The organism is Commensalibacter melissae (genome assembly GCF_003691365.1).
Classification (GTDB): domain Bacteria; phylum Pseudomonadota; class Alphaproteobacteria; order Acetobacterales; family Acetobacteraceae; genus Commensalibacter; species Commensalibacter melissae.
Genome location: NZ_CP033087.1, coordinates 499,892 through 526,046 on the forward strand (window position 1 = coordinate 499,892; position 26,155 = coordinate 526,046).

Annotated in this window: 19 protein-coding genes, 1 tRNA gene and 1 riboswitch; of the genes, 18 read left to right on the forward strand and 2 right to left on the reverse strand. The window is 36.2% G+C overall.

The genetic code is table 11. The features are described 5' to 3' along the window. Nucleotides 1–523 precede the first annotated feature (523 nt). Nucleotides 524–862 (forward strand): hypothetical protein, encoded by a 339-nt coding sequence (locus D9V35_RS02390; RefSeq protein ID WP_122123198.1) that lies wholly within the window; start codon nt 524–526, stop codon nt 860–862. Nucleotides 863–1,289: 427 nt separating this feature from the next. Continuing rightward, on the forward strand, nt 1,290–4,358 hold the full coding sequence (locus D9V35_RS02395; RefSeq protein WP_122123200.1) for a hypothetical protein: 3,069 nt from the start codon (nt 1,290–1,292) through the stop codon (nt 4,356–4,358). A gap of 1,308 nt (nt 4,359–5,666) precedes the next feature. On the opposite strand, the gene D9V35_RS02405 is transcribed toward D9V35_RS02395, so the two are convergent. Beyond that, nucleotides 5,667–5,741: transfer RNA gene (locus D9V35_RS02405), tRNA-Thr, on the reverse strand. Nucleotides 5,742–5,944: 203 nt separating this feature from the next. Between D9V35_RS02405 and D9V35_RS02410 the strand changes: the two genes are divergently transcribed. The 6 genes from D9V35_RS02410 (at nt 5,945) to D9V35_RS02435 (ending at nt 14,551) form a co-directional block, all read left to right on the forward strand. Then, nucleotides 5,945–7,603: a ribulokinase gene (locus D9V35_RS02410; RefSeq protein WP_122123204.1), complete on the forward strand. Its 1,659-nt coding sequence runs from the start codon at nt 5,945–5,947 to the stop codon at nt 7,601–7,603. 120 nt (nt 7,604–7,723) lie between these two features. Beyond that, a riboswitch (FMN riboswitch) is annotated at nt 7,724–7,878 on the forward strand. A gap of 83 nt (nt 7,879–7,961) precedes the next feature. Continuing rightward, nucleotides 7,962–9,086, forward strand: coding sequence for a bifunctional diaminohydroxyphosphoribosylaminopyrimidine deaminase/5-amino-6-(5-phosphoribosylamino)uracil reductase RibD (gene ribD, locus D9V35_RS02415; RefSeq protein WP_230882825.1), 1,125 nt, complete (start codon nt 7,962–7,964; stop codon nt 9,084–9,086). Beyond that, a complete protein-coding gene (locus tag D9V35_RS02420) occupies nt 9,068–9,703 on the forward strand; it encodes a riboflavin synthase (RefSeq protein ID WP_122123206.1) in 636 nt (211 codons plus the stop codon). Before ribD ends, D9V35_RS02420 begins: the two co-directional genes overlap by 19 nt. Further along, the gene (gene ribB, locus D9V35_RS02425) at nt 9,685–10,962 is read left to right on the forward strand and encodes a 3,4-dihydroxy-2-butanone-4-phosphate synthase (protein ID WP_122123208.1); all 1,278 of its coding nucleotides are present in this window, start codon (nt 9,685–9,687) and stop codon (nt 10,960–10,962) included. Before D9V35_RS02420 ends, ribB begins: the two co-directional genes overlap by 19 nt. 41 nt (nt 10,963–11,003) lie before the next feature. Then, nucleotides 11,004–11,480: a 6,7-dimethyl-8-ribityllumazine synthase gene (gene ribH / locus D9V35_RS02430; protein ID WP_122123210.1), complete on the forward strand. Its 477-nt coding sequence runs from the start codon at nt 11,004–11,006 to the stop codon at nt 11,478–11,480. Nucleotides 11,481–11,938: 458 nt separating this feature from the next. Then, nucleotides 11,939–14,551 (forward strand): MMPL family transporter, encoded by a 2,613-nt coding sequence (locus D9V35_RS02435; protein ID WP_122123212.1) that lies wholly within the window; start codon nt 11,939–11,941, stop codon nt 14,549–14,551. A gap of 44 nt (nt 14,552–14,595) precedes the next feature. On the opposite strand, the gene rdgB is transcribed toward D9V35_RS02435, so the two are convergent. Then, nucleotides 14,596–15,201 (reverse strand): RdgB/HAM1 family non-canonical purine NTP pyrophosphatase, encoded by a 606-nt coding sequence (rdgB, locus tag D9V35_RS02440; RefSeq protein WP_122123214.1) that lies wholly within the window; start codon nt 15,199–15,201, stop codon nt 14,596–14,598. A gap of 322 nt (nt 15,202–15,523) precedes the next feature. Here rdgB and D9V35_RS02445 point away from each other — a divergent pair, with 322 nt between their 5' ends. From D9V35_RS02445 to D9V35_RS02495, 10 genes are all read left to right on the forward strand, one after another. Beyond that, entirely contained in the window at nt 15,524–16,426 is a 903-nt protein-coding gene (locus tag D9V35_RS02445; protein WP_122123216.1) for an aldo/keto reductase, read from the forward strand. 122 nt (nt 16,427–16,548) lie between these two features. After that, nucleotides 16,549–19,086, forward strand: a complete 2,538-nt coding sequence (locus D9V35_RS02450) for a penicillin-binding protein 1A (RefSeq protein WP_205910318.1) — start codon at nt 16,549–16,551, stop codon at nt 19,084–19,086. 79 nt (nt 19,087–19,165) lie between these two features. Then, nucleotides 19,166–20,297, forward strand: a protein-coding gene (gene prfB / locus D9V35_RS02455) for a peptide chain release factor 2 (RefSeq protein ID WP_122123218.1) whose coding sequence is annotated in 2 segments (ribosomal slippage) — nt 19,166–19,234 and nt 19,236–20,297 — 1,131 coding nt in all. Because the reading frame shifts where the segments join, the coding sequence is not laid out codon by codon here. Between the two features lie 93 nt (nt 20,298–20,390). Then, entirely contained in the window at nt 20,391–21,104 is a 714-nt protein-coding gene (locus D9V35_RS02460; protein WP_122123220.1) for an energy transducer TonB, read from the forward strand. A gap of 455 nt (nt 21,105–21,559) precedes the next feature. Beyond that, the gene (locus tag D9V35_RS02470) at nt 21,560–22,495 is read left to right on the forward strand and encodes a MotA/TolQ/ExbB proton channel family protein (RefSeq protein WP_240993391.1); all 936 of its coding nucleotides are present in this window, start codon (nt 21,560–21,562) and stop codon (nt 22,493–22,495) included. 44 nt (nt 22,496–22,539) lie between these two features. Next, nucleotides 22,540–22,962 carry an ExbD/TolR family protein gene (locus D9V35_RS02475; RefSeq protein ID WP_370552732.1) on the forward strand — a complete coding sequence of 141 codons (423 nt, stop codon included), beginning with the start codon at nt 22,540–22,542 and terminating at the stop codon, nt 22,960–22,962. A 52-nt stretch (nt 22,963–23,014) separates the two neighbouring features. Beyond that, nucleotides 23,015–23,455 (forward strand): ExbD/TolR family protein, encoded by a 441-nt coding sequence (locus D9V35_RS02480; RefSeq protein ID WP_240993392.1) that lies wholly within the window; start codon nt 23,015–23,017, stop codon nt 23,453–23,455. A 29-nt stretch (nt 23,456–23,484) separates the two neighbouring features. Further along, nucleotides 23,485–24,717: a tetratricopeptide repeat protein gene (locus D9V35_RS02485; protein ID WP_122123224.1), complete on the forward strand. Its 1,233-nt coding sequence runs from the start codon at nt 23,485–23,487 to the stop codon at nt 24,715–24,717. Between the two features lie 199 nt (nt 24,718–24,916). Then, nucleotides 24,917–25,483 (forward strand): NifU family protein, encoded by a 567-nt coding sequence (locus D9V35_RS02490; protein WP_122123226.1) that lies wholly within the window; start codon nt 24,917–24,919, stop codon nt 25,481–25,483. Between the two features lie 52 nt (nt 25,484–25,535). Further along, nucleotides 25,536–26,153 (forward strand): malonic semialdehyde reductase, encoded by a 618-nt coding sequence (locus D9V35_RS02495; RefSeq protein ID WP_240993393.1) that lies wholly within the window; start codon nt 25,536–25,538, stop codon nt 26,151–26,153. Nucleotides 26,154–26,155: the final 2 nt, after the last annotated feature.

A 26,155-nucleotide genomic window follows, 5' to 3' on the forward strand; every position in this document is an offset into this window, starting at 1 on the left:
AAAGGGTAGTGAAGCATTATATGTCAATCTGAATAACTTGCATATTATCCTCGATAGAATTCCGGGTTATTTGCCAGATAAGATATTTATAATATTAAATTGTTTTTTATCAATTCTAATTCGAAATTTCTGATTGCTGATAATCTTTTTTAAATTAATAGCTAGATCCTTCGTTATTTGTTGGACCTTTATGTCAGCAAGAAATGTTAGAAGCAAGTTGAAAGCTTAATTTTATTCAATAATCACCTGAAAAGGTGATTATCAAAATTTTCAAGGTTTGAGCAAATGGTTGCAACCGATTTTTTATCACAAGCATTGCAATATTTCATGAATATTTTACCGGGCAATGTAACTTTCAACTTGATAGTCTTACTTACGTTTAATGTAACGTTATGCACATTGATTACTAGATTTTGGAAAGAGCCAGATAACAAGAATAGATTACATAAATTATGGTCATTTATCAATTTTCTGGCATCTTTTAAATTTCCTAAAAAAAACACGCAAATATCAGGAAAAAATGATGAAAAGAAAATTATATAGATCTCTTTATCATCATGAACATTGGTTTGCAGAATGGTGGAGTGCGATCTTACTTTTAAGTGCTGGTATTTATGTGATTATAATACCGGAAAATGAAATTTTTCATCCATTTTTTATCCAGGGTTATTTAAAAATTATATCCAACCAAGTTTGGTATAGTTTATTTATTTTTATAGGATTTGTCCAATTTGCGGCTTTATCATATGAAAGCCTGTTGGGACGGGCCACTGCAGCTTTTTTTGCATCAACCATGTTTATTTGGGAAACATTAAACAATTTTGTTTATGGATCACAATCGCATTTTTGTTTATTTGCCTAGGGAATATTTGCTTTGATTAACCTATACGCTCTGGCACGTATATTGTCAGGAGTAGAGCAGGTTTATGAATACAATTTATGAATTAATTAAATGGTGGTGGCAAAATAATGTTGAATGGATTAGATTACATGATCCATGGGTTATTCCTGTAATAGCTATATCTATTCCATTAAGTATGATTATACGGATGATATGTGTTATTATAAAAATTTTGTGTAAAAAATATTAATTTATTAAAATTATTTCTTAAATAAAATTAATATTGAATGTATCATTCTTAAATAATAATATATTGAATGTGTAGAGATTTTACAGTAAATGTTTGAAATTATTTAATTTCTAGCATTTATTTTATGTAAAATTTTAAACATTACAAAATAATAACATCACAAAAAATTATTTATTAATATATTACAAAGTCAAAAAAATGAATTTAAAATTTCTTTTAATGCTGGGGGTTGTATCTTCCCCTATTATAAATTTTTCTCATATTACATATGCAGAAGATTATGTGGCTAAATCTCAAATAAATGTAGCCAATGGAGTGGCTGGTTTAAACAAGAATGGAGAAATAACGGCCAATATAAATAATGATAGAATAAATAATAATTCAATAAATAGTAATTTTATTCAGTTAAATAAAAAAAATGATCGTTTACGTTTTATTACCAACAGTCCTGATACTAATAATAATGAGATTGATATGTTTTATAATGCGGATGGTGATAATAAGGATGATTTTGGTAATCCATTAGAGGGGAATACATTTTATTTCACGAATAATAAATACGGCAATAATTACCGATTTAACGGGACAGTCAAGGCTTCATCGTTCAACAGTGAACATTTTGAACTCCCAAGACATGGTGATCGTTTGCGTTTTATTACCAACAGTCCTGATACCAACAATAACATGATTGATATGTTTTATAATCTGGATGGTGATAATAAGGATGATTTTGGTAATCCATTAGAGGGGAATACATTTTATTTCACGAATAATAAATATGGTAATAATTACCGATTCAATGGAACGGTTAAAGCTGGTGGTATTGAGATTAATGGACATGTATTAAATAAACCAATTCCAGGGGGGATTGAACCAGTTGATCCGTATAATGATGATAGAAATAATGCCAATTTAATATTTTTGAGTCAACCAGGGTATGATTGGGGAAATATTAAACCAAATACGTTAATGGTTGGAGGGCGTAGTCGCAATTCTGTAGTTGGAATAAAAGCTACCTGCCAAAATACCGGACAAGGAGATCAAGGTGGGTCTTGCTATCAATTTACAAATATGAGCGGTCCACAAGCATACCATCGTAGCGGTTCTGGAGTGACTGATGGTATTAATATGGATATGCGAACAATGGATAATTCTCCTATGGATTCAATAGGCGGGAATACATTGGTTAAAAATAGCGATGGTTCATATATTGTTAAAGGTAATGAATATTCGGTAATATCGAATGTTCCGGCTGGTGCAACAAAATTTGTTATCAAAGGAACCTTTGGATGTGGGTTGGGTGAAAGCAGATCACGTTGTGAATTGAGGGGTATCAATTTTGTAAACAATGCAGGGAAAATATCTAATTCTGTAAAAGTTACCCCCGGTTTTTATAACCCTTCAAACAATACGACAGAAGTAAATATTAATGATGGTTATGCTTTGAAGGATATTTTAACTCCAGATAAAAAATTAGAAATTATATATTATGCTTCTGATGGTACAGCATATGCTATTGATTTTTCTGAAGATGATAATGGTTCTCAATATGCGGCAATTTATCCATCTTTATCAGAAAAAGAAAGAAATCTTACGCACGCGCGTATGGCTGTATGGACCAATATCGCCAATGGGATGGCCAGTGTTGAAAATGGAACCAATGAAGACAGTGGTAATACAGACATGCCCGGTTATTATTATGGATATGCTGATGGGTTTGGCGATACTGTTTTAAATCAAGCCAATATTGACGCTATTCAAGCAGATAAAACAAAAACAGATGAAGAAAAAGATCTCGCCATAAGACAAAATAAAGTAACCAAGATATTTATGAGATCTTTTAGTTATCCAGGTTTAGCTGGTGACTTGGTAAAATGGAAGAATAACAAGCATCCGCTTAATGATGATCCCAATTTAAAATCTCCAGGCTTAAATGTTAATGATCAGCTGGATTATAAACTTTCCTATGCTTGTTTAACAAAAAACCAGTTAAATGATAATGAGGAACTACAAAAGAGATTGCATATTGGTAATCGACCAGATTGTTTTGATAAAGTTAATATTCCTGCAGTTGTAAGACCGGAACAAATAAATAATATAAATTATATTTATAATAGTAATTATCATCGCTATCAAAAACCCGCCCTGTTTTTAGGAATGGTTCAAAAGAATTTTAATCTTTACACTCAACAATCATTCAATAAAAGTCCTGATTCAATTACCCGTGAATTTGATAATGAATGGGATTTTCCTATGAATCAAGATCATGATGGACAAGCATCTGTGCGTGGACTTACCATGGTCTTTTCCGGAGGTGGACACCCATTGGCTCAAGGAAGCTATATGTTGCGTATGGCTGGATTCAATCATATGCCATTGGGGTTGAAAATTGATGGTATTTGGCCATATGGTGGTAAGTCTCTTGAAACTGATGCAGGTTTCTTTTTGTATAAATGGACTATGTTAGGAGCATCTCCCTATCTGCAAAATATTAATGATGTTATGAGCATATCTGGTTTGGGACAAATAAAAACCAATCAGGCTTCATACCAACTTATGACATTTATGTCTAATGATGGTAATGTAGATAACAAGCGAAATAATTCATTGCATTTGGGTTTAACGAAGCAAAATTCTACTGATCCCCTTCAGAACCTAGCCTGGAATCAATCACCAACTTGTAACGAGAATAAAGAGTGTGCTGTTTTAGGTCAGATATTTTTTGATCCGTTGGGTTATATAGGTGGTATAGGATTAGGTTCTGGTTATGGAGATAAAGCTAAATTAGGATTGGTTGTAGACAAGGATGCTAATGTTTTTATAAATAAAAATTTATCGGTAACTGGTCAATCTAATAACAATAGTATTAATACTAATTTTCTTCAGCTTAATCATAAAAACAATATTTTACGTTTCGTAACTAATAGCCCTGATACGAACAATAACATGATTGATATGTTTTATAATCGGGATGGTGATAATAGAGATGATTTTGGTAACTTATTGGAATCAAACACTTTCTATTTTACAAATAATAGATATGGTAATAATTATAGATTTAATGGCACGGTTAAGGCAAATAGTATGGAAAGTGATCAATTTACTGCTAGGGGTTCCATTTCATCACGAAGATTTATTGGTTTATTGTCAACACCATCTTCATCATCAGCGTCTTGTACAACAGGAGAGTTTACAGATGATGCAAATTATCATTATGTATGTGTTTCTACAAACAAATGGAAACGTGTCGCTTTGTCAGATTTTTAGACAATCAATTAATTATGATTATATTTTATAAAATCATACATTAAAATTTTATAATAATTTTATGCCCACCTTAATGATGGGCTTTTTTTATTTTTAAAGGTAAATTTTTATATTAAAAACAACGGGGGGTATTTGTTTAAATCACCTTAAATATTGTGTTGTTATGTCAATTTTAAATTATTTTGGTCTTTGGAAATAACGCACTGATAATCATTAGGTTATGAGTAATTGTTTGGTTGAAGGATATTCAGGTAATTTTACTTATTTAAAACAAATGGGTAATGGACCAGCATTAAGTATTTGTCAGATGGAAGCAGCAACTTATTATGACATTTGCAATATTTTTTTAAACAATGCTAAACGCCAATCTTTAATATATGTATTAATATACATTGCAGAAAATTTTAATTTAGATAGTTAGGGATTACCGAAACCTGATATATTAATAGGTAATCATTTTTTGTTGTGGCAATATGTCGTATTTTATATTTGAATTAAGGAATTACTGTAGCAATGGCTCAGTATCATAAAAAATACTATAGTATCAATTTAGTAAAGTAATTTGAAGAATTATGACCATTTTCAATAAGCCATAAACTGTTAAAATAGATCAAAAATAATCTATGAATATAAAACATAAAATATGTAATATTAATTAAATAATATAAAAGAAATTATTAGATTAATAATTTAAAAATAATTATTTTATGTATGATTTTTATAGATTTTTTTATATAAAATGTATATAATCAATAAGGTAAGGTAAAAAAAGAATTACCTCCTTTATTATTGACACAACATCTAACTAAAAATTTCAAAAGGTTTTAAATAATTTTTATTTAGAAATAAAGGCCTTTTTTACCTTACCTAAATCAATCTAGCAAAATTAATTGTGAATATCAATACTAATAGTCAATAATTTATATATCGTTATATTTATTACTTAATAATAATTAATTTTTATGACAATAATAAAGAATAAATATATATTTATTTGAATAAATAATAATTCTAATTCATGTTAAATGAAATTATAATTTTTTGATAGAATATTGTCTTGAACAATGGATAAAATGTTCACAAAACATGTAAATATAATTGTAAATTATGATTAATCAATTATACAATGCTTATTGATTATTATTAAATTTGGTAGCGAATAAAAGATATACAAAATTATTGGCTGTTTATATTGATCAATAATTTTTTACACGTTGAAATAATAACTTATTTCTATAATAAATTGTTAGGTGAATTATAATTGATCACACTATATTAAATTTTCACATATCGATTTTGTTATGTTTGTGGTGCCGGATGAGGGATTTGAACCCCCGACCTTCGGTTTACAAAACCGCTGCACTACCACTGTGCTAATCCGGCAATATACAATTAACACGTGCAGTTTTATGCCTGATTTTAGATTTAATTTCAAGAAAAAAATACAAAAAAGTTAATATTTTTAATTTTTATAATAAAAATCAATTTTTTTTGATTGCTTGAAATTAAATTGATAATCATGAAGTGAAGGGGGATTATATGAAAACAGTTTTGTTTTCCAATTATTTTCCATGGATATACAATATATGTCTCATAAAATTGCAATAGGTCTTGATTTTGGTAGCGATTCCGTTCGCGCTCTGGCTGTAGATTGTCAAAATGGTGAAGAGCTTGCAGCAAGTATCACATATTATCCACGCTGGAAAAAGGGGTTGTTCTGTAATCCTATTTTAAATCGATTTCGGCAACATCCTCTGGATTTTATGGAATCATTAACAGAGGTTGTTTGCTCAGTCGTAAAACAATTGGGTGGTGTCGCTAAAAATATTGTTGCTATTGGAGTTGATGCGACAGGATCCAGTCCTGCACCATTGGATAGGCATGGTCAAATTCTTGCGTTACGGCCTGATTTTTCAGAAAATCCAAATGCAATGTTTATTTTATGGAAAGATCATACCGCTATTGAAGAGGCGGAAGAAATTAATCGATTATGTCAAAAACCAGCATATTCTGTTTTTTTAAAAGGATGTGGAGGGGTTTATTCATCAGAATGGTTTTGGTCAAAAATTTTGCACAGTTTCAGAAATGACGAGGCTGTTAAAAAAGCCGCAGTATCTTGGGTTGAATGTTCAGATTGGATTCCCGCGTTGCTGACAGGCACAACCTTACCCCATATAATTAAAAGAAACAGATGTGCGGCTGGTCATAAATGCCTTTGGAATGAACAATGGGGCGGTTTACCTTCCTATGAGTTTTTTAAAGACCTAGATCCTGTACTGGTTGAAGAATTACCCTATCCGTTATTTAAAGAGACTTATACTGCTGATATGGCTGTTGGCAAGTTAACAAAGGAGTGGGCGGAAAAACTTGGTTTAAACGAAAATGTGACGGTTTCAGGCGGGGCAATTGATTCCCATGTCGGTGCAATAGGTGCGGGTGTTAAACCCTATAATCTGGTAAAGGTCATAGGAACTTCAACTTGTGATATGTTAACGGCTGAAAATGAGCAAGTAAAAGGTAGGTTTATCAAGGGGATATGCGGACAGGTTAATGGTAGTATTGTTCCGGGATATATCGGTTTCGAGGCGGGACAATCCGCTTTTGGTGATATTTTTGCGTGGTTTCAACGTTTTTTAGGCTGGCCCTTGCAATTCTATGCACGTAATAATTTTACACATTTGCAAGAATTTTATGAAATTGAGCATGATTTGCTAAATAATCTAGCTGAAGAATGGTATAAAAATAAGAATCTAGAATATTTACCGATTGCAGTTGACTGGCTTAATGGGCGTCGAACACCTTATGCCAATCAGCGTTTAAAAGGAACAATTACAGGATTAACATTGGCCACTGATGCAGTTGCGGTTTTTGGAAGCTTGATAGTTTCTACTGCTTGTGGTGCAAGGGCTATTATGGAATGTTTTGTAGAACAGGGTATACCTATTAACACAATTATTGCAATTGGCGGAATTGCTAAAAAATCATCAATCATAATGCAGACATGTGCCGATATTATGAAACGTGAAATAAAAGTGTCAGACTCTGAACAGTGTTGCGCTTTGGGGGGCGCCATTTTAGGGGCCGTAGCTGCAAAGGTGTATTCTTCAGTTTTGGAAGCTCAGCACCATATGTCCAGTCCTATATCTAAGATCTATAAACCTGATTTGCATTTATCTGAACAATACGAACGGATATACGGTCAGTATCAACAATGGGCTAGGGTTTCGGAAAGACAATATGTTTAAAATTAAGTATCAAAAAATATTTATCATTGAGGAAATGGGTGTTTATCCTTAAAAAACTTGATTACATGAATGAAAATGCTTATCTTAATGATGTCCAGTAAATGGATGATAATTAAATAACGACGTTCTTGGGGCGAGGTGTAATTCCTCACCGACGGTAAGAGAATATCTTGTTCTTAAGCCCGTGAGCGCCTGTATTGTAATAATGCAGGGTCAAGCAGATTTTGGTGCGATTCCAAAGCCGACGGTTACAGTCCGGATGAGAAAGAACGATATAATTTACCTTTTACGTTTCGTTAATAACGTGAAGAAGGTATGTTATGGAGTGCCCGCGTGCGTCTAGAGATAGGAACTAGAAATGCAAGCACGCTTAGGTTCGGTTTCACAGGCTGAACAATTAAAAATGAATGAGGGAATTGATTTACCCGAAGCAATCTCTAATGCTTTTTCATATGCTATACGCGAAGCTTTACTTTATGTTGGGCAGACAGCGCCTAATCCTCCTGTTGGATGTGTAATTTTAGATCAACAGGGTAAAATTCTTGCTACTGCAGCCCATCATGAGGCAGGTAAGCTACATGCCGAGGCGTTGGCATTGCGGCAATGTCGTGTTGCAGGTGTTTGGAATAAAATTCATGATGTTATAGTAACGTTAGAACCCTGCAATCATATAGGGCGTACGCCACCTTGTTCTGAATCATTATTGCGAACTCCGGCTCGTCGTATATGGGTGGGAGTTGCTGATCCCAATCCTAATGTTTGTGGTGCTGGTAATGAACGGTTAAGACAAGGCGGCAAAGAAGTTTTTTTGTTAAGAGATCTTTGCGGTAAAAAATCTCTTTACTGGCAAAAAAAATGTGAGGATCTTATTGCTCCGTTTATTCAATCTGTGACAAGAGGGAAAGCCTGGATAACGGTTAAACAAGCTCTTGATGTTGCAGGCTCCATGATCCCACCAATAGGGAAAAAGACATTCACCTCTTTTACATCCCTATGTCAGGCTCATCAATTGCGGCGTGGAACTGAGGCGATTATAACAGGTGTGAATACAATTAAAGAGGATAATCCCTCTTTCACCGTGCGCTATGTCCCTGATCACCCGGATCGAAAACGTTTGTTGATTATTTGCACTAAACAGCAAAAGCCTCTAGAGGAAATTGTCCCCGTAAATTATATCAAAAATGCTGAAAAAAATAATTTTTCTCTTGTTACATGTTCAAAAATTGATGATCTACCATATTTATTACATAATCATAATATATTGTGGGGAATGGTTGAAGGAGGGCCACAGTTATTGCAAGTCATTCGTCAAAAGAAACTTTGGGATGAATGGCTTATATTTCGAAAACAAAATAAAGGGGATGATCAGTTAAAGTTAATTTCTAACCACCTTGCTTCACCTACGCGATTACTTTTATCCCACTTCAATTTTGTTGACTTTTCGAAAAGAAAGGAGGGCACATTATGTTCTCTGGTATCATAGAGTTTCTTGGTGTTGTTTCAGCTGTTAAATATGAAAAGCAGGATTTAAAAATTCAAGCTATGGAAATTAAGATTAAAACTGGTATACCAGATTTGATTCTTGGTGAAAGTGTTGCCGTAAATGGTGTATGTTTGACGGTGACAAAACTAGGTACGAATGATGAAGCTTCCTTTTTTATCAGTTCAGAAACTTTAGATCGTACGAATCTATATGTTTTAATTGAAAATATGAAAGTAAATCTGGAACGGGCCGTAACACCTTCCACCCGGCTTTCTGGTCACATTGTTCAGGGGCATGTAGATGCAACTGGCCGTATTTTCAAAATTGAACAGAAAGGTGAGGCACATCAATTATTTGTCGCTTTACCTTCTTCATTACGTAAGTATGTTGTGGAAAAAGGTTCAATAGCCATAGATGGTGTCAGTTTAACTATTAACGGGATAAAAGAAATAGCCGAAGAAAATCACGGAATAAATGAGTTCCTGATTGATTTGATGATTATTCCGCATACTTGGAACCATACACGGCTCGGTTTGTTAAAGGTTGATGACATTGTCAATATTGAGGTTGATATCATTTCAAAATACGTGGAAAATCTATGTCAAGTTCAAAAGTGAATCAAACTTTAAGTGCGGAATTGAAACGTGCTGTTTCTGCCTTGCAAAATGGGCAGATGATTTTGTTGGTTGATGATGAGGGACGTGAAAACGAAGGTGACCTAGTTGCTGCCGGGCAATTTGTTACGCCTGAGATCGTTAATTTTATGATTACGAATGCCAAAGGTTTACTTTGTATGCCTTTACAACGTGAGCTGGCGCAGAAACTTCGTTTACCGTTAATGGTTCAACATAATACCTCACCACATGAGACAGCTTTTACAGTCTCTATAGAAGCAAAAGAGGGCATTACAACAGGTATTTCTGCTTCGGATCGTGCAAAAACCTTTGAAGTGGTTGCAAGGGATGACGTCACTGCGCAGGATATTATTTGTCCCGGTCATGTTTTCCCCTTAATTGCCGATCCTAATGGTGTTTTATCCAGAAATGGACATACGGAAGGCTCAATTGATCTATTAAAAATCGCTGGATTGAAGCCTATTGCCGCAATTTGTGAGATTGTAAAAGATGATGGATCAATGGCAAGAATGCCGGAGCTTCGTCAGTTTGCTGAAAAATATGGTATTCCAATCGTTACAATTGCTGAAATTATACGTTGGCGTGAACTGTATGACGCGAAAAAATTGGATTCCGTATCTTCATTGGTGAAAGCGGGAACAAGAGCCCATTTACCCAATTGTTATGGTGGAGAGGATTTTAAGGTTCAGGCATTCATAGACTTGAAGGGTAACGAACATCTGGCCGTTATGAAAGGAGACTTTCCATTTTATCAAACCAATGAACAAATTCCCTTGGTTCGTCTGCATTCAGAATGTTTGACAGGGGATGTGTTTGGTTCTTTGCGATGTGATTGCGGTCCCCAATTACATCAGGCCTTGAAAATGATTGGTGAATCCGAATGTGGTGTTCTGTTATATTTATGCGGTCATGAAGGCCGTGGAATAGGGCTTTTTAATAAGATTGAGGCTTACGCATTACAGGAAAAAGGGTTTGATACGGTCGAAGCGAATCATCAATTGGGTTTTTTGACTGATATGCGTGACTGGAAAGTTGCTGGTGCCATCTTAAGAAAACTTGGTATCAAATCTTTAAATTTAATGACGAATAACAAGAGCAAGGTTGAAATGATAAAAAAACAGGGTTTTGAAATTCGTCATCGTGTTTCATTGGAAATTGATGCTAATCCTTTTAACAGTCAGTATTTAAAAACAAAACGAGATCGTATGGGGCATCTTTTAACCCATTTATCTGAAATATAAATTTCAGTTAGAGTTTATAACTAGTGAATAAAGGTTTTTACATGATAAAACAAGCTCCTCAATCAATACAGAAATTTTCATTTTCCAAACCGCCACGGATTGCAATAGTGGTTAGTCGGTTTAATCAAATAGTAACGAATGGATTGTGTCAAGGGGCACAGGAATGGTTGTCTGAACATCAAATTCTTTTTTATCAAGAAGATTTATTTTATGTACCTGGAGCTTTTGAATTGCCTTTAATCGCACAAAAACTGGCCAAGTCAGGTAAATATGATGGTGTTGTATGTTTGGGATGTGTCATTAAGGGAGATACAGCGCATTTTGAATTTATCAGTCTGGGTGCAACTATCGGATTGATGCAGGCCAGTTTGCATACAGAAGTTCCTATCAGTTTTGGTGTTTTAACCACTTATACTTCGGAACAGGCACAAATCCGTTCTGAAGAAAATAAGGAGAATAAGGGTCGCGAGGCTGTAGCAGCCTGTATTGAAAGTTTGGCTTTATTACAAAAAATTTAATTTTTTCAATCATTTAATTTTTTCTCGGTAATTGGCTTGATACAATTATCGAGAAAGAAAAAAGCTGCACTTTTTATATATCAATTAAGAATAATTATTAATTGCATAACATTGATTATATTTTGAATGAATTTTTATTATTTTTGGGATTTAAATATATAAAAAAAAGGAGTAGTTATGTTTTTCAGTTTTAAAAAAAATAAACTGCCAGAAGAATTCGTCATATGGAAGAGTTAATAATTTAAAATTCAGAATATTGAAATCAAATCATAATGAAAATTTCTGAATTGTTATTCCTTTTTTATAAGTTGTTACAAAATTGATTTATATAATGGATGTTGAATGCTTTTAGATGAAAGCTATTTTCTTCTATTGTATCAATTAAAAGATATAACATATTTATAAATCTATAGAGTTTTGAATTCTTCTGTATTGTACGAAAAGGATGTGTTGCCGGAATGGTTTCTGCATTGATTAGACGGATTGTTGAATTTTGCTCACGTCATGCATGGCTTGTTTTTATAGTTTATCTGTTGCTGGCAATTGTATCTATTTTTGTAACAAGTAAGAAACTGGATATAACTACTGATACTACCAAGATGTTTTCCACGAAAATGCCTTGGAAGCAGCGATCGGACTGGATGGGAAAGAATTTCCCAAATCGAGAGGGAATTTTAGTTGCGATTATTGAGGCCAAAATTCCGGAAGAAAGGGAATTAAGTGCAGAAATTCTTGTTAATCAGTTAAATCAGGATAAAAAACATTTTTATTTTGCTAGTTCACCAGAAAATAATCCTTTTCTTGTTAAAAACGGATTGATGTTCCTTGATCCTCCAGTGTTGGATCAAACATTGAATACAATAATTCGTGCACAACCTTTTTTGAGTAGTCTTGCCGCGGATACTTCTGCACGAGGATTATTTGATACGTTGGGTATGGTTGTAGAAGGTATTAAGGAAAATCAGGTTGATCTGGAACAGTATAAAAATGAATTAAATGGATTTGCTAAAACATTAGAGAAAGCATCACAAAGAGATTTTGAACCTTTTTCATGGGAGAAAAGTCTTTCTGGAGAACTTTCAAGTTTGGCTGGTCGATATCAAATCGTAGTGGCAAAACCAAAAATGGATTTAACCTCCTTGCAACCTTCAGGGGAGGCTGTTGCGTCATTAAAAAAAGCAATTTCTTCCATATCATATGTTCAAAGAGGAGATGTGAAGATTCATATTACAGGAGATGCAAAAATCAATGATGAGGAATTTTCCACGGTCATGGATGGCATGGTTCTCGGTCTTTTTGCCTCTTTTGTATTGGTTGCGGGCTGGTTATTCCTTGCAGTAAAAACCTGGCGTATTATTTTACCCATACTATATGTGTTATTGATCGGTTTGATTCTTACAACAGGTTTTGCTTCAATTGCGGTGGGCACGTTAAACCTTATATCCGTTTCTTTCGCAATTTTGTTTGTCAGTATTGCTGTTGATTTCGCAATCCAGTTTTCTGTTCGTTTCAGGGGGCAAGATATTCAAGCGGATGACAATACCAATAAAAGGCAATCAACTTTATTGGCATTGTCTAAAACAGGATATGATACAGGTCATCAGATATTTACAGCTTCTGTTGCGGCAGCAGCAGGTTTTTTGGCGTTTACTCCGACAAATTTTGTTGGGGTTAAGCAGCTTGGCTTAATTGCTGGCACGGGTATGATTATTGCCTTGATCTGCACGTTAACACTTTTGCCAGCCATGTTAACAATTTTACAGCCAAAAATAGTTCAAGCTATGGCTGGTTTTCCCAGATTGAAAAGTTTGGATAATAAATTTCGACATTATCGTTGGTATATCCTTGCTGTTTATGCAATGATTGCTGTTATCGGCATTTTCTTTCTGGTTGATCAAAAGGTCAGCTTTGATGCAGACCCATTTCATACCAAGGATACCCATTCTGAAGGGATGAAGGCTTTACAGCTATTGATGAATGATCCGAATACTAATCCTTATACAGCAGATGTAATGGCTAAATCTCCTGAAGAGGCAAAAAAACTCGTAGATCAGATTGGTCAGCTTTCTTCAGTGCAAAATGTTATTTGGCTTGGATCTTTTGTTCCGGAGGATCAAAAAATTAAAATTCCAATGATCAGGGATGCAGCGTCGGTCTTGTTGAACACTTTGTCAAACACATCAATCAAATCCAGACCATCAGCATCGGAATTACGTCAGTCTATGCAGAAAATGTTGGATAAACTCAATTCGGTGCAAAATATACTGACGTCTGATAGTCCATTGGAAAGAATACGTCTTGCATTGCAAAAAATTGTCAGTATGTCTGATAATGACCTCATGAAAATCAATGATGATCTGGTTCGTTTTCTTGGTTTTCAATTGCACCATCTGGAAATTATGTTAACGCCATCAGCCGTTTCTCTAACTGATGTTCCCAAAGAGTTGGCAAATGAATATCGAACAAAAGATGGATTATACAGGATAGAGATTTATCCAAAAGGCACAAATCTTGATAATGAACAAATTGCAACGTTTGTTAAACAAATTCGTTCCGTTGCTCCTGAAGCGGCCGGAACTTCCGTTGATATCATAGAAAGTGCAAATACAGTGGTTCATGCTTTTATTATCGCGGCGGTTATGGCGATAATAACTTTGGCCATCATTATATTTATCGCATTACGTCGAATATTGGATATGTGTCTTGTATTAATGCCTTTGATATTGTCAGGACTTATGACAATTATTGTGATTGTCTTAATCGATCAGCCTTTGAATTTTGCCAATATCATTACATTACCGCTTTTACTTGGAGTTGGTGTATCCTTTAATATCTATTTTGTAATGAATTGGCGTGAAGGACTATCGAATCCCTTATCATCGCCAACTGCTAGAGCGGTTCTATTTTCAGCTTTAACAACTGGAACGGCTTTTGGATCTTTGGCAGCTTCAGCCCATCCTGGAACAGCGAGTATGGGGTTATTACTATTGATATCCCTAGGATGTACATTGGTGGCGACATTAATATTTGTTCCTGCGTTATTACCCAAACGGGATATCGATAGGGAATAAATCTATTGGATGTTTCATTCCAATAGATTATATAGAGGTAAGGGTTAGAAACAGGCCTGAATGAATTTTTGAAAAGCTAGAGCACGGTGACTAATTGAATTTTTTTTCGAATCAGTCATTTCTGCAAAAGTTAACGGGTTATTTAATGGTTGAAAAACGGGATCATATCCATGACCGTATTGTCCACGGGGAGGCCAAATAAAATTACCGTCAACTTTTCCTTCAAATTCATATGTTTTACCGTTTGGATATGCAAGGGATAGCACACAGATAAAATAAGCCGATTTATCAGGAATGGACTGTAATTTATCATGCATTTTTTGCATGGCCATAGAATAATTCTTATGAGGTCCCGCCCAACGAGCAGAATATAAACCAGGATCCCCATTCAATCCATTAAGGCAAAAACCGGAATCATCTGCCAATGCAATCATGTTTGAGGCATAACTGGCTTGTAAAGCTTTTAAACGGGCATTTTCATGAAAGGTTGTCCCTGTTTCTTCAGGTTCTGTCAGATTAAGTTCACCTGCCGAATGAATTCTTAATGAAAAATTGGAAAGTAATTGATGAATTTCCTTTACCTTGCCTGGATTATGGGTGGCGAGAACAAGTTTTGTATCAGGAATAATTTTAGGTGGAAGCGAAAACATTTAAATTCTTTCATCATTCAAAAATTAAATATGTTTAAATGAGAATTATCTCTGATTAAATTATAATGTCATAATAATTTGTTTAAAATTAGAATAAATATAAGGTTATGATTTAATGTACAATAAAATAATATCTCAAGATTTATTGCGACAATTATTTTTAATATGATCTAATAAAATTTCATACTGAATAGATAAAATTCATTATTAAAAATATTACTTTATATCATTCTGATAGATAATTTATTTTTCTAAAGTGGTATTTATTTTATAAATCATTTATTTTTAATAATTAATGAATGATCTATGATAGGAAAAAAGAATGCAGTCAATTGATGCGGCTTTAGCGGGTAATTTTCAATTTGATCACCAAATCAAGATCAATCGAATGGGATTTGGTGCGATGCGTATTGTTGGTAAAGGTGTATGGGGGGAACCTGAAAATCGTAAGGAAGTTATTGCAACTTTATATCGTACGTTAGAATTGGGGATTAATTTTATCGATACGGCAGATAGCTATGGTCCTTTTATCAGCGAAGAATTAATTTGCGAAGCACTTTATCCTTATCCGAAAAATTTATTGATTGGCACAAAAGGGGGGCACACTCGGCATGGGCCGGATATTTGGCGACCCATTGGCAGTCCAGATTATTTACGTCAATGTGTTTTAATGAGTATGCGTCGTCTAAAACTGGATCAAATCCGTTTATGGCAATTGCATCGTGTGGGGGAAGATACTTTTCCGGAATTACAGTTTGAAGCTATCGCCAAAATGCAGCAGGAGGGATTAATCGGTCATATTGGGTTATCTGCCGTATCTGTAGGGATGATTAAACGTGCGTCAAAATTTTTCAAGGTTGCTTCCGTTCAGAACAAATATAATCTGGTTAATCGGGAATCAGAAGCCGTTGTTGATTTTTGTGATAAAAATAATATCGCTTTCATACCTTATGCACCTTTGGAACAGGGGGTGAAATTCACTGGTCCTGTTCTTGAAGAAATTATGAACAAAAAACACGCCTCAGCCCGTCAGATAGCGTTGGCCTGGCTATTAAAACGTTCAAAAATCATTGTTCCCATTCCCGGAACGGGTTCCGTTCAACATTTAGAGGAAAATACAGCAGCGGTGAATGTTAATTTGACGGATGATGAATGGACAAAACTTGATTTGGAGGGAAAAAAGATTTGGGATAAACAAAAAAAATCTGCAAAATTATATTTGTAAACTGAATAAAAGATCGACATATTCTTGGAATAACAACATAGTTGTTTTTTACTCATATTAAAAATGTTATATAAGAATAACTCCTAATAATCGAGTTTTCACAATTGATGTAGAGTTTTTTTATGTCTTCGAAAAATTCTGATCCGTCTAATGCTGGTAATAAATATAGTAATTCAATTATAAAACGCCCCAGATACCGTATATGGCGGATGTTGGTTGGAATACTTGCAGGCTTGTTCCTTTTTATTCTTGCGGGAGGCGGATTATTTGCCTGGATAAAATATGAGGGAGCCGTACAGGATTTGCCTACTGTTGAGGGGTTGAAAAATTATGCCCCGCCTGTTATGAGCCGGATATATGCCAATAATGATCGTGTCATGGCAGAATTGGCATCAGAGCGGAGATTATTTGTTCCTATTACCCTTATTCCGGATCGGGTCAAGAATGCTTTTATCTCGACAGAGGACAAGAATTTCTATTCTCATGGCGGGATAGACCCCTTGGCAATTGTACGTGCGGTTGTACAAGATATGTTCCGTAAAACGTCAGGTAAGCGTCTGGTGGGGGCCTCAACGATTACGCAACAGGTTGCGCGTAATATGTTGCTTAACAATAAGCGGAATTTGAATCGCAAGATTAAGGAAGCTATCTTGGCAATTCGAATTGAACAATCCCTGACCAAAGATCAAATTCTGGAAATTTATTTAAATGAAATTTATCTTGGTGATGGTGCCTACGGGGTTGCTGCGGCCGCACAAACTTATTTTCATAAAAATCTTGATCAGCTGACCGTGGCAGAAGCGGCCTATCTCGGTGGATTGCCGAAATCTCCTTATAATTATGATCTTTATCATCATCCAAAAGCAGGGCTGGAACGTCGTAATTTCGTTTTGAGCCGTATGCTAGAAACTGGTGCAATCAGCAAAGAAGTCTTGAAACAGGCAATGGATGAGCCCCTGCAAGTGACACAATCTGTTATAAGACGTGGACCTTTGGCAGGAACACAATGGTTTTCCGAGGCTGTAAGGCGTGATCTGATAGATCGCTATGGAATGGATAAAACAATGCAGGGTGGTTTGGAAGTTCATACGAGTTTGGATCTGAAAAATCAAAATCTAGCAACAAGGTTAATGCAGCAGGCATTAATGAAATATGATCGGCAACATGGTTGGCGAGGTGCAATAAATCATTTAAATATCGAGGATGGAAAAGAATGGAGTGATTTGCTAGCCAGACAAAAAAATCCTGCCGGGATATTGGATGCATGGCGTGTTGCCATTGTTTTGAATAGTAGTACGGGAAAAGTTGGATGGTTGGAGAATAAGAATGAGAAATTGGCTTTATTGGAAAATAAGGATGTAAGTTGGACAAAGCGTTCTTCTCATCCATTAAAAATGGGCGATGTTGTTTTAATTGAGCCTTTGGCTGATAATGGTAAAGTCGCCTTGCGTCAGGTTCCTCTGATAGAAGGTGCGTTAATTTCTGTTGATGTTCAGACAGGCCGCGTTTTATCCATGTTTGGTGGATGGTCATTTGCTGAGTCACAGTTTAATCGAGCAACACAAGCTCAACGACAACCAGGCTCTTCTTTCAAACCCATAGCTTATCTGGCGGGGATGGAACAAAATATTCCGCCATCTCAGATTTTTATGGATTCCCCTTTTTCAGCAGGTAGTTGGCATCCAAACAACTATGAAAAAACATTCTGGGGACCAACAGCGTTACATAATGGCTTACGTTATTCAAGGAATTTGGTCACCATTCGTTTGGCCGCTCAGGTCGGGATGAATGCTATTTCAAATTTGGCAATTGCATTAGGTGAAGTAGATTCAATGCCTAAGGTTTTACCTGCCGTTTTGGGTGCTGTGGAGACAACGGTTTTCCGTCATGCTGGTGCCTATGCAAGTATTGCGGCAGAGGGGTTGTTAACAAAACCAACCTTAATTGACTATATTCAGGATCGGAATGGAAAGGTAATCTGGCATTCAGATGTCTTGCAGTTGGAACATTCGGAAGATCCAGATAGGCTTCCCCTTATTATTGATCATCGTAAACGTGTTGCATCAGCTCAAAGTTCCTATCAAATTATAACCATGATGGAAGACGTGATGAAACGTGGAACCGGTATGTCGGCAGCGCGTGGCATAGATCGTCCACTTGCCGGCAAGACAGGAACCAGTCAGGATTTTAATGATGCGTGGTTTGCAGGATTTTCACCGGATGTCGTGACAGTAGTATGGTTTGGGTTTGATCAGCCAAAAACATTGGGAAAAGGTATGTCTGGCGCTGTTGTTGCCGCGCCAGTTTGGAATGAATTCATGAAAAACATTCTGGCTAATCGTCCCAAACTTGATTTTGCAAAACCAGAAGGTGTTTTTCTAGCAAGTTATGATACGAGTAAAGGAAGTGTAACTGATGCTTTCAAGGAAGGACAAACCCCGGGAATTAGCATCAATTTGAATAAGGGGGCAGCAACGGGTGAGTTGACAGCCCAGGATACAGGAGCTGAAAATATACCTGATTCTGAAGAGTCCATGGATAGTAATGAGGGGATTGTATCTCCATCTAATGAAGGAAGTGAAAAAAAGATTGGTGAAAAAACAGGTCAATCTTCATCTTCAGGTGAAGGGGAAGATATAGGTATGGGTGGATTATATTAAGGTTGACCTTGTATTTTTATTAAAATCTTGTTAATTGGATTAATAATTAATTGCATTTAGGTAAATAAAGGAAACGAGTATGTCTGCGGAGAGTGATACACTCCAACAAACAATAGAGCAGTCTTTAGAACTGCTGAGGAGGCATCTTTGACTGGGATACAGCTAAAGATCGTCTAGCCGAGTTAAATAACCGCATTGAAGATCCCAATCTATGGGATGATGCGGAAAATGCGCAAAAGATTATGCAGGAAAGAACAGGGCTTGCCAATCAAATTGAGCGGGTTGAACGGTTGGAGCAGGATTGCAAGGAAAATCTTGACCTAATTGCGTTGGCTGAACAGGACAATGACATGGAAATTTTTCAGGATGCCTTGCAACAATTGCAATCAATGGAAAAAGAAGTTAAACGTCTTGAATTGGAAAGTTTACTTTCTGGTGAAGCCGATCGGAATGACTGTTATCTGGAAGTGAATTCCGGGGCAGGAGGCACGGAAGCGCAGGATTGGGCTGAGATGATGTTAAGAATGTATACACGTTGGGCTGAACAACATGGTTATAAGGTAACCATGTTGGAAAGTACTGAAGGGGAACAGGCGGGTATAAAATCGGCAACATTGCAAATAAGCGGGATAAATGCCTATGGGTGGCTGAAAACTGAAGCGGGAGTTCATCGCTTGGTTCGTATTTCGCCTTTTGATTCCGCTAAAAGGCGTCATACATCTTTTGCTTCTGTTTGGGTTTATCCAGTTATAGATGATTCAATTGATATTGAAGTAAATGAATCAGATTTGAAAATCGATACGTATCGTGCATCGGGTGCTGGCGGACAGCATATCAATAAAACGGAATCAGCCATAAGAATTACCCATGTTCCAACAGGAATTATTGTCGCTTGTCAAACGGATCGATCACAACATCGTAATCGGGCAACAGCAATGGAAATGTTGAAGGCCCGTCTATATGAATTGGAATTAAAAAAACGCGAGGAAGAGGCGGCACAGACAGAAGCCAATAAAACTGATATAGGTTGGGGTCATCAAATCCGTTCTTATGTTTTGGCACCCTATCAATTGGTGAAAGATTTGCGAACGGATGTGGAAAAAACCAATCCAGATGCTGTTCTGGACGGTGATCTGGATGATTTCATGGCAGCTGCACTGGCTTTAAGGGTGGGGGCAACACGTTCAGAAGCAAGTGCGAAAGCAACATGATAAAAAGGCTTTGTTAAAAACTTTGACTAATAATGATTTATCAGTGGATAAGTATTGAAGATGAGTAATTTCACAGGAAATGGAAAATGATTCATGGTTAATCTTAATCAACGTCATCCTATTGAATCTATTGGTATTTTAATTCTTGTTATTTTGTTTCATATTTTTGGAATTCTTGGATTATTGTTTCTGATGCATTCCAATAAAAAAGAAGATATGCCTGCTCCATTAGAAATAAGGGTTGTAGATGTATCTTCCGCCGCATCCTCAGCTTCCGCACAGGTTTCACAACCACCTGCACCGGAAATGATTGTTCCACCTCCACCAGAGATTGAGCCCCCCCCAATTAATACAGAAGCCCCTGTACAACCTAAACCGCCTAAAATTGTAAAAAAACAAGTCAAAAAAAGGGAACCGGCTGCCCAACCTGCAAAAAGCTCGGCATCCGATAGTCAAAATCAAGGGAATATGAATGGTACATCTGGTGAGGGGATGTCGAATACTCCAAATGATGGTCCTCCTGACAGAAGTGCTGGCAGCCGTGCACTTAATGGTGTTAAAATGAATTATCCTCCTGATATGGAAGCAGCGGGTAAGGAAGGTCGGGTTATACTATCCTGTGATATTGAAGCGGATGGCCATACCAATAATTGTAATGTAATTGAAGCCAAAGGAGGAAACTCGTTTAAAGAAGAGGCTCTACGCTATGTGGCTTCTGCCCGTTATCGTCCAGCCACACGCAACGGTATGCCAGTAAAAGAGAAAAATCATCGTCTTACAATCAGTTTTAAATTAGGTGCTGGATAAATGGTTCATTTATTTTGGATTGGATATGTCAATTAGTCATCTTAAATGCAAATAAAGTTAAAATTTCTTTAAATTTAGTTACGTTAATGTCGAAAAATATGAATAAATTTACCAAACAATATATTGGGCAGACCAACATTGATAATCTGTGCTTTCATGATATGAATTTTTATGACAAAAATTTTAGGGATGGTTTAGTTGATGCTTTAAATATTTGTAAAAATATATTTAAGGAACATGATCGTTACGTTATCGGGTTATCAAAAATCAATCCCAGAGCGTCACCAATTCGATAACAGATATGGTATATAGGTTTGAAATGAACCTAGAATCAATTATAAGTTGATGGTTATTCATATCAATATAAAAATAAATAACAATGAATATGTTTATGTTGTCTGAGGTTGTTTAAAGAAATTACTGCCCAGTAAAATTAACGAAGGAATGTGTTAAATATGGATAAAAATAAAAGTTTATTTCGATTGATTCGTTTTAAATTCACTGTGATTGCCGCATTTTCTGGAATGCTTTGCCTGTCAGGTATAAACAATGGTTTTGCACAGCAGCCTCAGCAAAATATACCAACATCAACTGCACATGATAACTCCGCTTCTCAACCAATGCAAAATTCAGCGGGTAGCAACGTAAATCCAGTCGTTTCTTCGACCATAGACAACCCAATAAAACCGGAAGCTGTTCCTCAATCATCAGAAAATCCATATGGTTTAAAAGCTTTGTGGAAAGCGGGTGATATTGTTTCAAGGATAACATTGCTTGTGTTGGCAATAATGTCAGTAGGGAGTTGGTATGTAATCGTTGCAAAAATTGTTGTCCAAAATCGTGTAACGCGTGCTGGAAAAGAAGTGCGTGAAAAACAGTTCTGGCAACAAAACACTTTAAAAAAGGGTACGGAGAGTTTAGGTAGTAACTCTTCCTATCGATATATTTCTGAAAATGGTATTGATGCACTGATGCATTATGAAGGCTCCTTGCAGGAAACGATTGATTTATACAGCTGGGTGTCCATGGCCTTACATAGAGCGCTTGACACGATACAGGGACAATTGCAAGGCGGTCTGGCTTTTTTGGGAACGGTTGGATCCACTGCCCCTTTTGTAGGATTGTTCGGAACAGTCTGGGGTATTCATCATGCCTTGACCGCCATTAGTATCGCTGGACAGGCTACCTTGGATAAAGTTGCCGGTCCTGTAGGCGAGGCTTTAATTATGACAGCAATTGGTTTGGCTACGGCTGTTCCAGCTGTTCTGGGATATAATTTCCTGGTTCGTCGCAATAAAGTGATTATGGATCAAACTCGCAATTTTGCTGCAGATGTTCAAACAGTCTTACTTGGGGGAAACCTGAATAATAAAAAAGTGATCTCTGAGTAAGGAAAGAAAGGCACATGAGCTTTAATTTGAATGGTAATCGTGGTGTGGGGGATTTTATCAGCGCGGAAGGGGATAATGATGAGGTGGTATCCGAAATCAATACAACCCCCTTGGTTGACATCATGCTTGTACTACTGATTATCTTTTTAATCACTATTCCTGTTGCGACACACGCTGTAAAGGTTGATATACCAGAACGTAATAGTCATTTAACTCAAACCAAGGTAGGAAATATAGCCCTTGTCATTAAGGCGGATGGTCAAATATTTTGGAATGAACAGCTATTACCTGACGATAATGCATTAAAGGCAAAATTGGCTTCGGTAGCATCTTTACATCCTCAGCCCCAAATTCAAGTTTGGGGAGACATACAGGCAAAATTTGAGAAAGTTGGTCAGGTTATCCAGGATTGTCAGCAAGCCGGGATCAGTCGGGTTGATTTTATTACGAAACCCATTAGGAAATAGTAATACGGTATAGGGTTAAGCCAGATTATATGATTGAAAAGGATATAGTATAATGCGTTCATTACGTTCTGGACATGCTCGCAGAATCATGATTCAGCAAGGTGAAAAGGAAGAAGAGGTAATGGTAAATATTAACACGACTCCCTTGATTGATGTAATGCTGGTTTTATTGGTAATGTTGATCATAACTATTCCCCTACAGACGCAATCCGTACAATTGGCCTTGGGAAGAGCAGTTCCAGTAAATGAAACAGAACTTCCAAAAACGGTGACAATCGGTATTGATTTTGATAATAGTTTGTCGATTGATGATACTGCTATATCCAATGAGGATGCGTTACTTGATCGTTTTCGTGAAATAGCTGCTAACTCTGACCAGCCAGTTGTTATCGTAAAGCCCAATCGATTGGCCAATTATAAAAATGTTGCCATTGTTTTGGCAGATGCCCAACGGTTAGGAATAAAAAAGATAACAATTGCCAATCAACAGTAATGAATGAGGATAGATCGGGATATTAAACTATGAAACCTGTTTCTTTATTGCGAAATTTATGGATGGTGGCTTTATTGGGAACTGCTGGAGGTTTATATTCAGTTTCTATTGAATCCAAAGAAGTGGTAAGCCAAAAAATGGCTGCTCCTTTAAAAAATATAGAACATCTTATGAAACAGGGAAAGATTGCCCAGGCCAATGCGGCGTTTAAGGAAGTTCAGACAATTCCAAATCCTTCCGCTTATGAAAAAAATATTATTGAACATTTGCGGATTGCTTTGGCAATCAAGCAGAATAATCTTGATGCAGCCTTTACCGGATATGATGAATTGATTAATTCCACACGTACGTCTGCATCTGAAAAAATTCAAATAAGAATGGCACAGGCCAGCCTTGCCTATCGAGCTCGACAATATGTGAAGGCAATAGAATATATTAAACAGTATTTTTTGGTTGGTGGTAACAATACACACATGAAAACATTGTTGATCCAGTCATATTTTCTTAACAATAACTATAAGGAAGCAATGACAGCTCAGCAAAAACAAATAGATGAAGAAATAAAAAATGGTCAGGTACCAGCTGAATCCCAGTGGCAAATTATGGCTAATTGCCAAGAAAAACTTGGAGATCAGGATGGTTTGCGACATAGTTACACGCAATTGGCTATGCATTATCCCAAAGCCGAATATTGGGGACATATTATGGCGGCACTATCATCCAGTCGTGATTTATCACCCTCTGTCAAACTTGAAATACTCAATTTGCGTTTTAATATGAATTTAATGAGGACCAGTGAAGAATATATGGAAATGGCGGAAGTGGCAATGCAAGCCAATATGCCGCATTTCGCATTGAAAATCCTTGCGGCTGGTTATGACAAGGGAGTATTGGGTACGGATCATAACTCTACACGTGTTATGAGACTTAGGAAATTTATTCGGGATAAAATTGACGAGAATAAATCAGCGTTGCCTGCAAAATTGGAAGCTTTCGAAAAGGCACCAAATGGTGATGATATGTTGATGCTTGGATATGATCAGGTTATGGACGGTAAAGGTCAGTCAGGTCTACTATTGATGAAGGAAGCACTGAAAAAAACGTTGAAAGATTCTAATGAGGCGTTGCTTCATTATGCTATGGCACAACTACAAGTTAACCAGAAAAATCAATCAATTCAAAATCTAAAATCTATCCAAGCACAGGGAGTTATAAAAGAAATTGCTGATTTATGGCTGATTAAATTACAGACAAAAACCTAAATCTTGAAATAGGATATATTGAAATACTAAGTAATTAATAATAATATGCTTTTTCGTGAAGAGGATAGTTTTCGATATTTTTAAAAATCGTTTATTTATTTGTCTATTTTGATAAATCCATTTAAAAGACATATTTCTTGATAGGTTTTTATTTGGGTAAAATCTGTTTATTTAAGGTGGAGGGATTAAGGAACTGGGAATGCTTATTCATACGGAAGAAACACCAAACAATCATGCATTGAAATTCATTTTGGGTAAACCGATCCTTGATTCGAACCAGACAATTGATTTTACGAATAAAGCGGCTGCAAATAAGTCGCCACTCGCATTGAGCCTGTTTGATGTTGAGGGAGTGAAACGTGTTTTTTTTGGTCACAATTTTATTGTTATAACCAAAGACGAGAAAGTTTCCTGGTATGGGCTGAAATCAGCGTTAAGTGCTATCATTATGGATTTTCTCTTGATGAAAAGACCCCTTCTCGATAAAACTTCAAAAGTCAATGTGATCGAGATGGAAGTTGCACCTGAGGATCAAGCGGTTGTTGAGCAAATAAAATGGATATTAGATACGGAAATTCGTCCCTCTGTAGCCAAAGATGGTGGCGATATCATATTTTACGGTTATAAGGATGGATGTGTTTATTTAAGAATGCAGGGATCCTGTCAGGGATGTCCCTCTTCAGCAATTACTTTGAAACATGGGGTGGAAGTGATTCTGCAGCGACATCTTTCTGAGGTTATTACTGTAGAGCAAGTAAGAATTTAATTTTATTTGCTAAAGAAAATATTAAAGAGATCTAAGTCTCGAATCAATTCGGATGAATGAATTGGAAAAAGAAATGGATGAAAAATCTTCCTTGCCTATGGAATGTCTGGATCGTCTTTTTAATTTGGCACGGACTCCCAGGTCTTGGTTAAATAGGGATGTGGAATCTTCCGTCTTGTATCAGCTTTATGATTTGGTAAAAATGGGTCCAACTTCTGCAAATTGCCAGCCGGCTCGGTTTACTTTTCTTAGTCATCCAGTAAGTAAGGAAAAATTGAGACCCGCCCTTACAGACGGGAATATTGATCTGGCACTATCCGCTCCTGTTATTGTTATTGTAGCATATGATCCAATATTTTATGAAAAATTACCGATTTTATATCCAGCGGTTGAATTGAGATCATGGTATGCGGGAGACATGACATTTGCTGAAGAGACGGCTTTGCGCAATTCTACTTTGCAGGGAGGATATATGATTGTTGCAGCTCGCTCATTGGGGCTTGATGTTGCTCCCTTATCTGGTTTTGACAATACAATGGTGGATCGACTGTTTTTTGAAGAACAGGGTTGGCATTCCAATTTTTTGATATGTTTGGGATACGGGAATAAAGAAAATATTGGGGAACGAAATGAAAGGCTTGCGTTTGAGGAAGCCTGCTTAATGTTGTAAAT

Bases quoted from the DNA above. Each gene is read 5' to 3' on its own strand.
- D9V35_RS02480 (WP_240993392.1), top strand. From the start codon at position 23,015: ATGCGTTCATTACGTTCTGGACATGCTCGCAGAATCATGATTCAGCAA.
- D9V35_RS02470 (WP_240993391.1), top strand. From the start codon at position 21,560: ATGGATAAAAATAAAAGTTTATTTCGATTGATTCGTTTTAAATTCACT.
- ribD (WP_230882825.1), top strand. From the start codon at position 7,962: ATGCAAGCACGCTTAGGTTCGGTTTCACAGGCTGAACAATTAAAAATG.
- D9V35_RS02410 (WP_122123204.1), top strand. From the start codon at position 5,945: ATGTCTCATAAAATTGCAATAGGTCTTGATTTTGGTAGCGATTCCGTT.
- D9V35_RS02460 (WP_122123220.1), top strand. From the start codon at position 20,391: ATGGTTAATCTTAATCAACGTCATCCTATTGAATCTATTGGTATTTTA.
- D9V35_RS02395 (WP_122123200.1), top strand. From the start codon at position 1,290: ATGAATTTAAAATTTCTTTTAATGCTGGGGGTTGTATCTTCCCCTATT.
- rdgB (WP_122123214.1), bottom strand. From the start codon at position 15,201: ATGTTTTCGCTTCCACCTAAAATTATTCCTGATACAAAACTTGTTCTC.
- ribH (WP_122123210.1), top strand. From the start codon at position 11,004: ATGATAAAACAAGCTCCTCAATCAATACAGAAATTTTCATTTTCCAAA.
- D9V35_RS02390 (WP_122123198.1), top strand. From the start codon at position 524: ATGAAAAGAAAATTATATAGATCTCTTTATCATCATGAACATTGGTTT.
- D9V35_RS02450 (WP_205910318.1), top strand. From the start codon at position 16,549: ATGTCTTCGAAAAATTCTGATCCGTCTAATGCTGGTAATAAATATAGT.
- D9V35_RS02445 (WP_122123216.1), top strand. From the start codon at position 15,524: ATGCAGTCAATTGATGCGGCTTTAGCGGGTAATTTTCAATTTGATCAC.
- D9V35_RS02485 (WP_122123224.1), top strand. From the start codon at position 23,485: ATGAAACCTGTTTCTTTATTGCGAAATTTATGGATGGTGGCTTTATTG.
- D9V35_RS02495 (WP_240993393.1), top strand. From the start codon at position 25,536: ATGAATGAATTGGAAAAAGAAATGGATGAAAAATCTTCCTTGCCTATG.
- ribB (WP_122123208.1), top strand. From the start codon at position 9,685: ATGTCAAGTTCAAAAGTGAATCAAACTTTAAGTGCGGAATTGAAACGT.
- D9V35_RS02435 (WP_122123212.1), top strand. From the start codon at position 11,939: ATGGTTTCTGCATTGATTAGACGGATTGTTGAATTTTGCTCACGTCAT.
- D9V35_RS02420 (WP_122123206.1), top strand. From the start codon at position 9,068: ATGTTCTCTGGTATCATAGAGTTTCTTGGTGTTGTTTCAGCTGTTAAA.
- D9V35_RS02490 (WP_122123226.1), top strand. From the start codon at position 24,917: ATGCTTATTCATACGGAAGAAACACCAAACAATCATGCATTGAAATTC.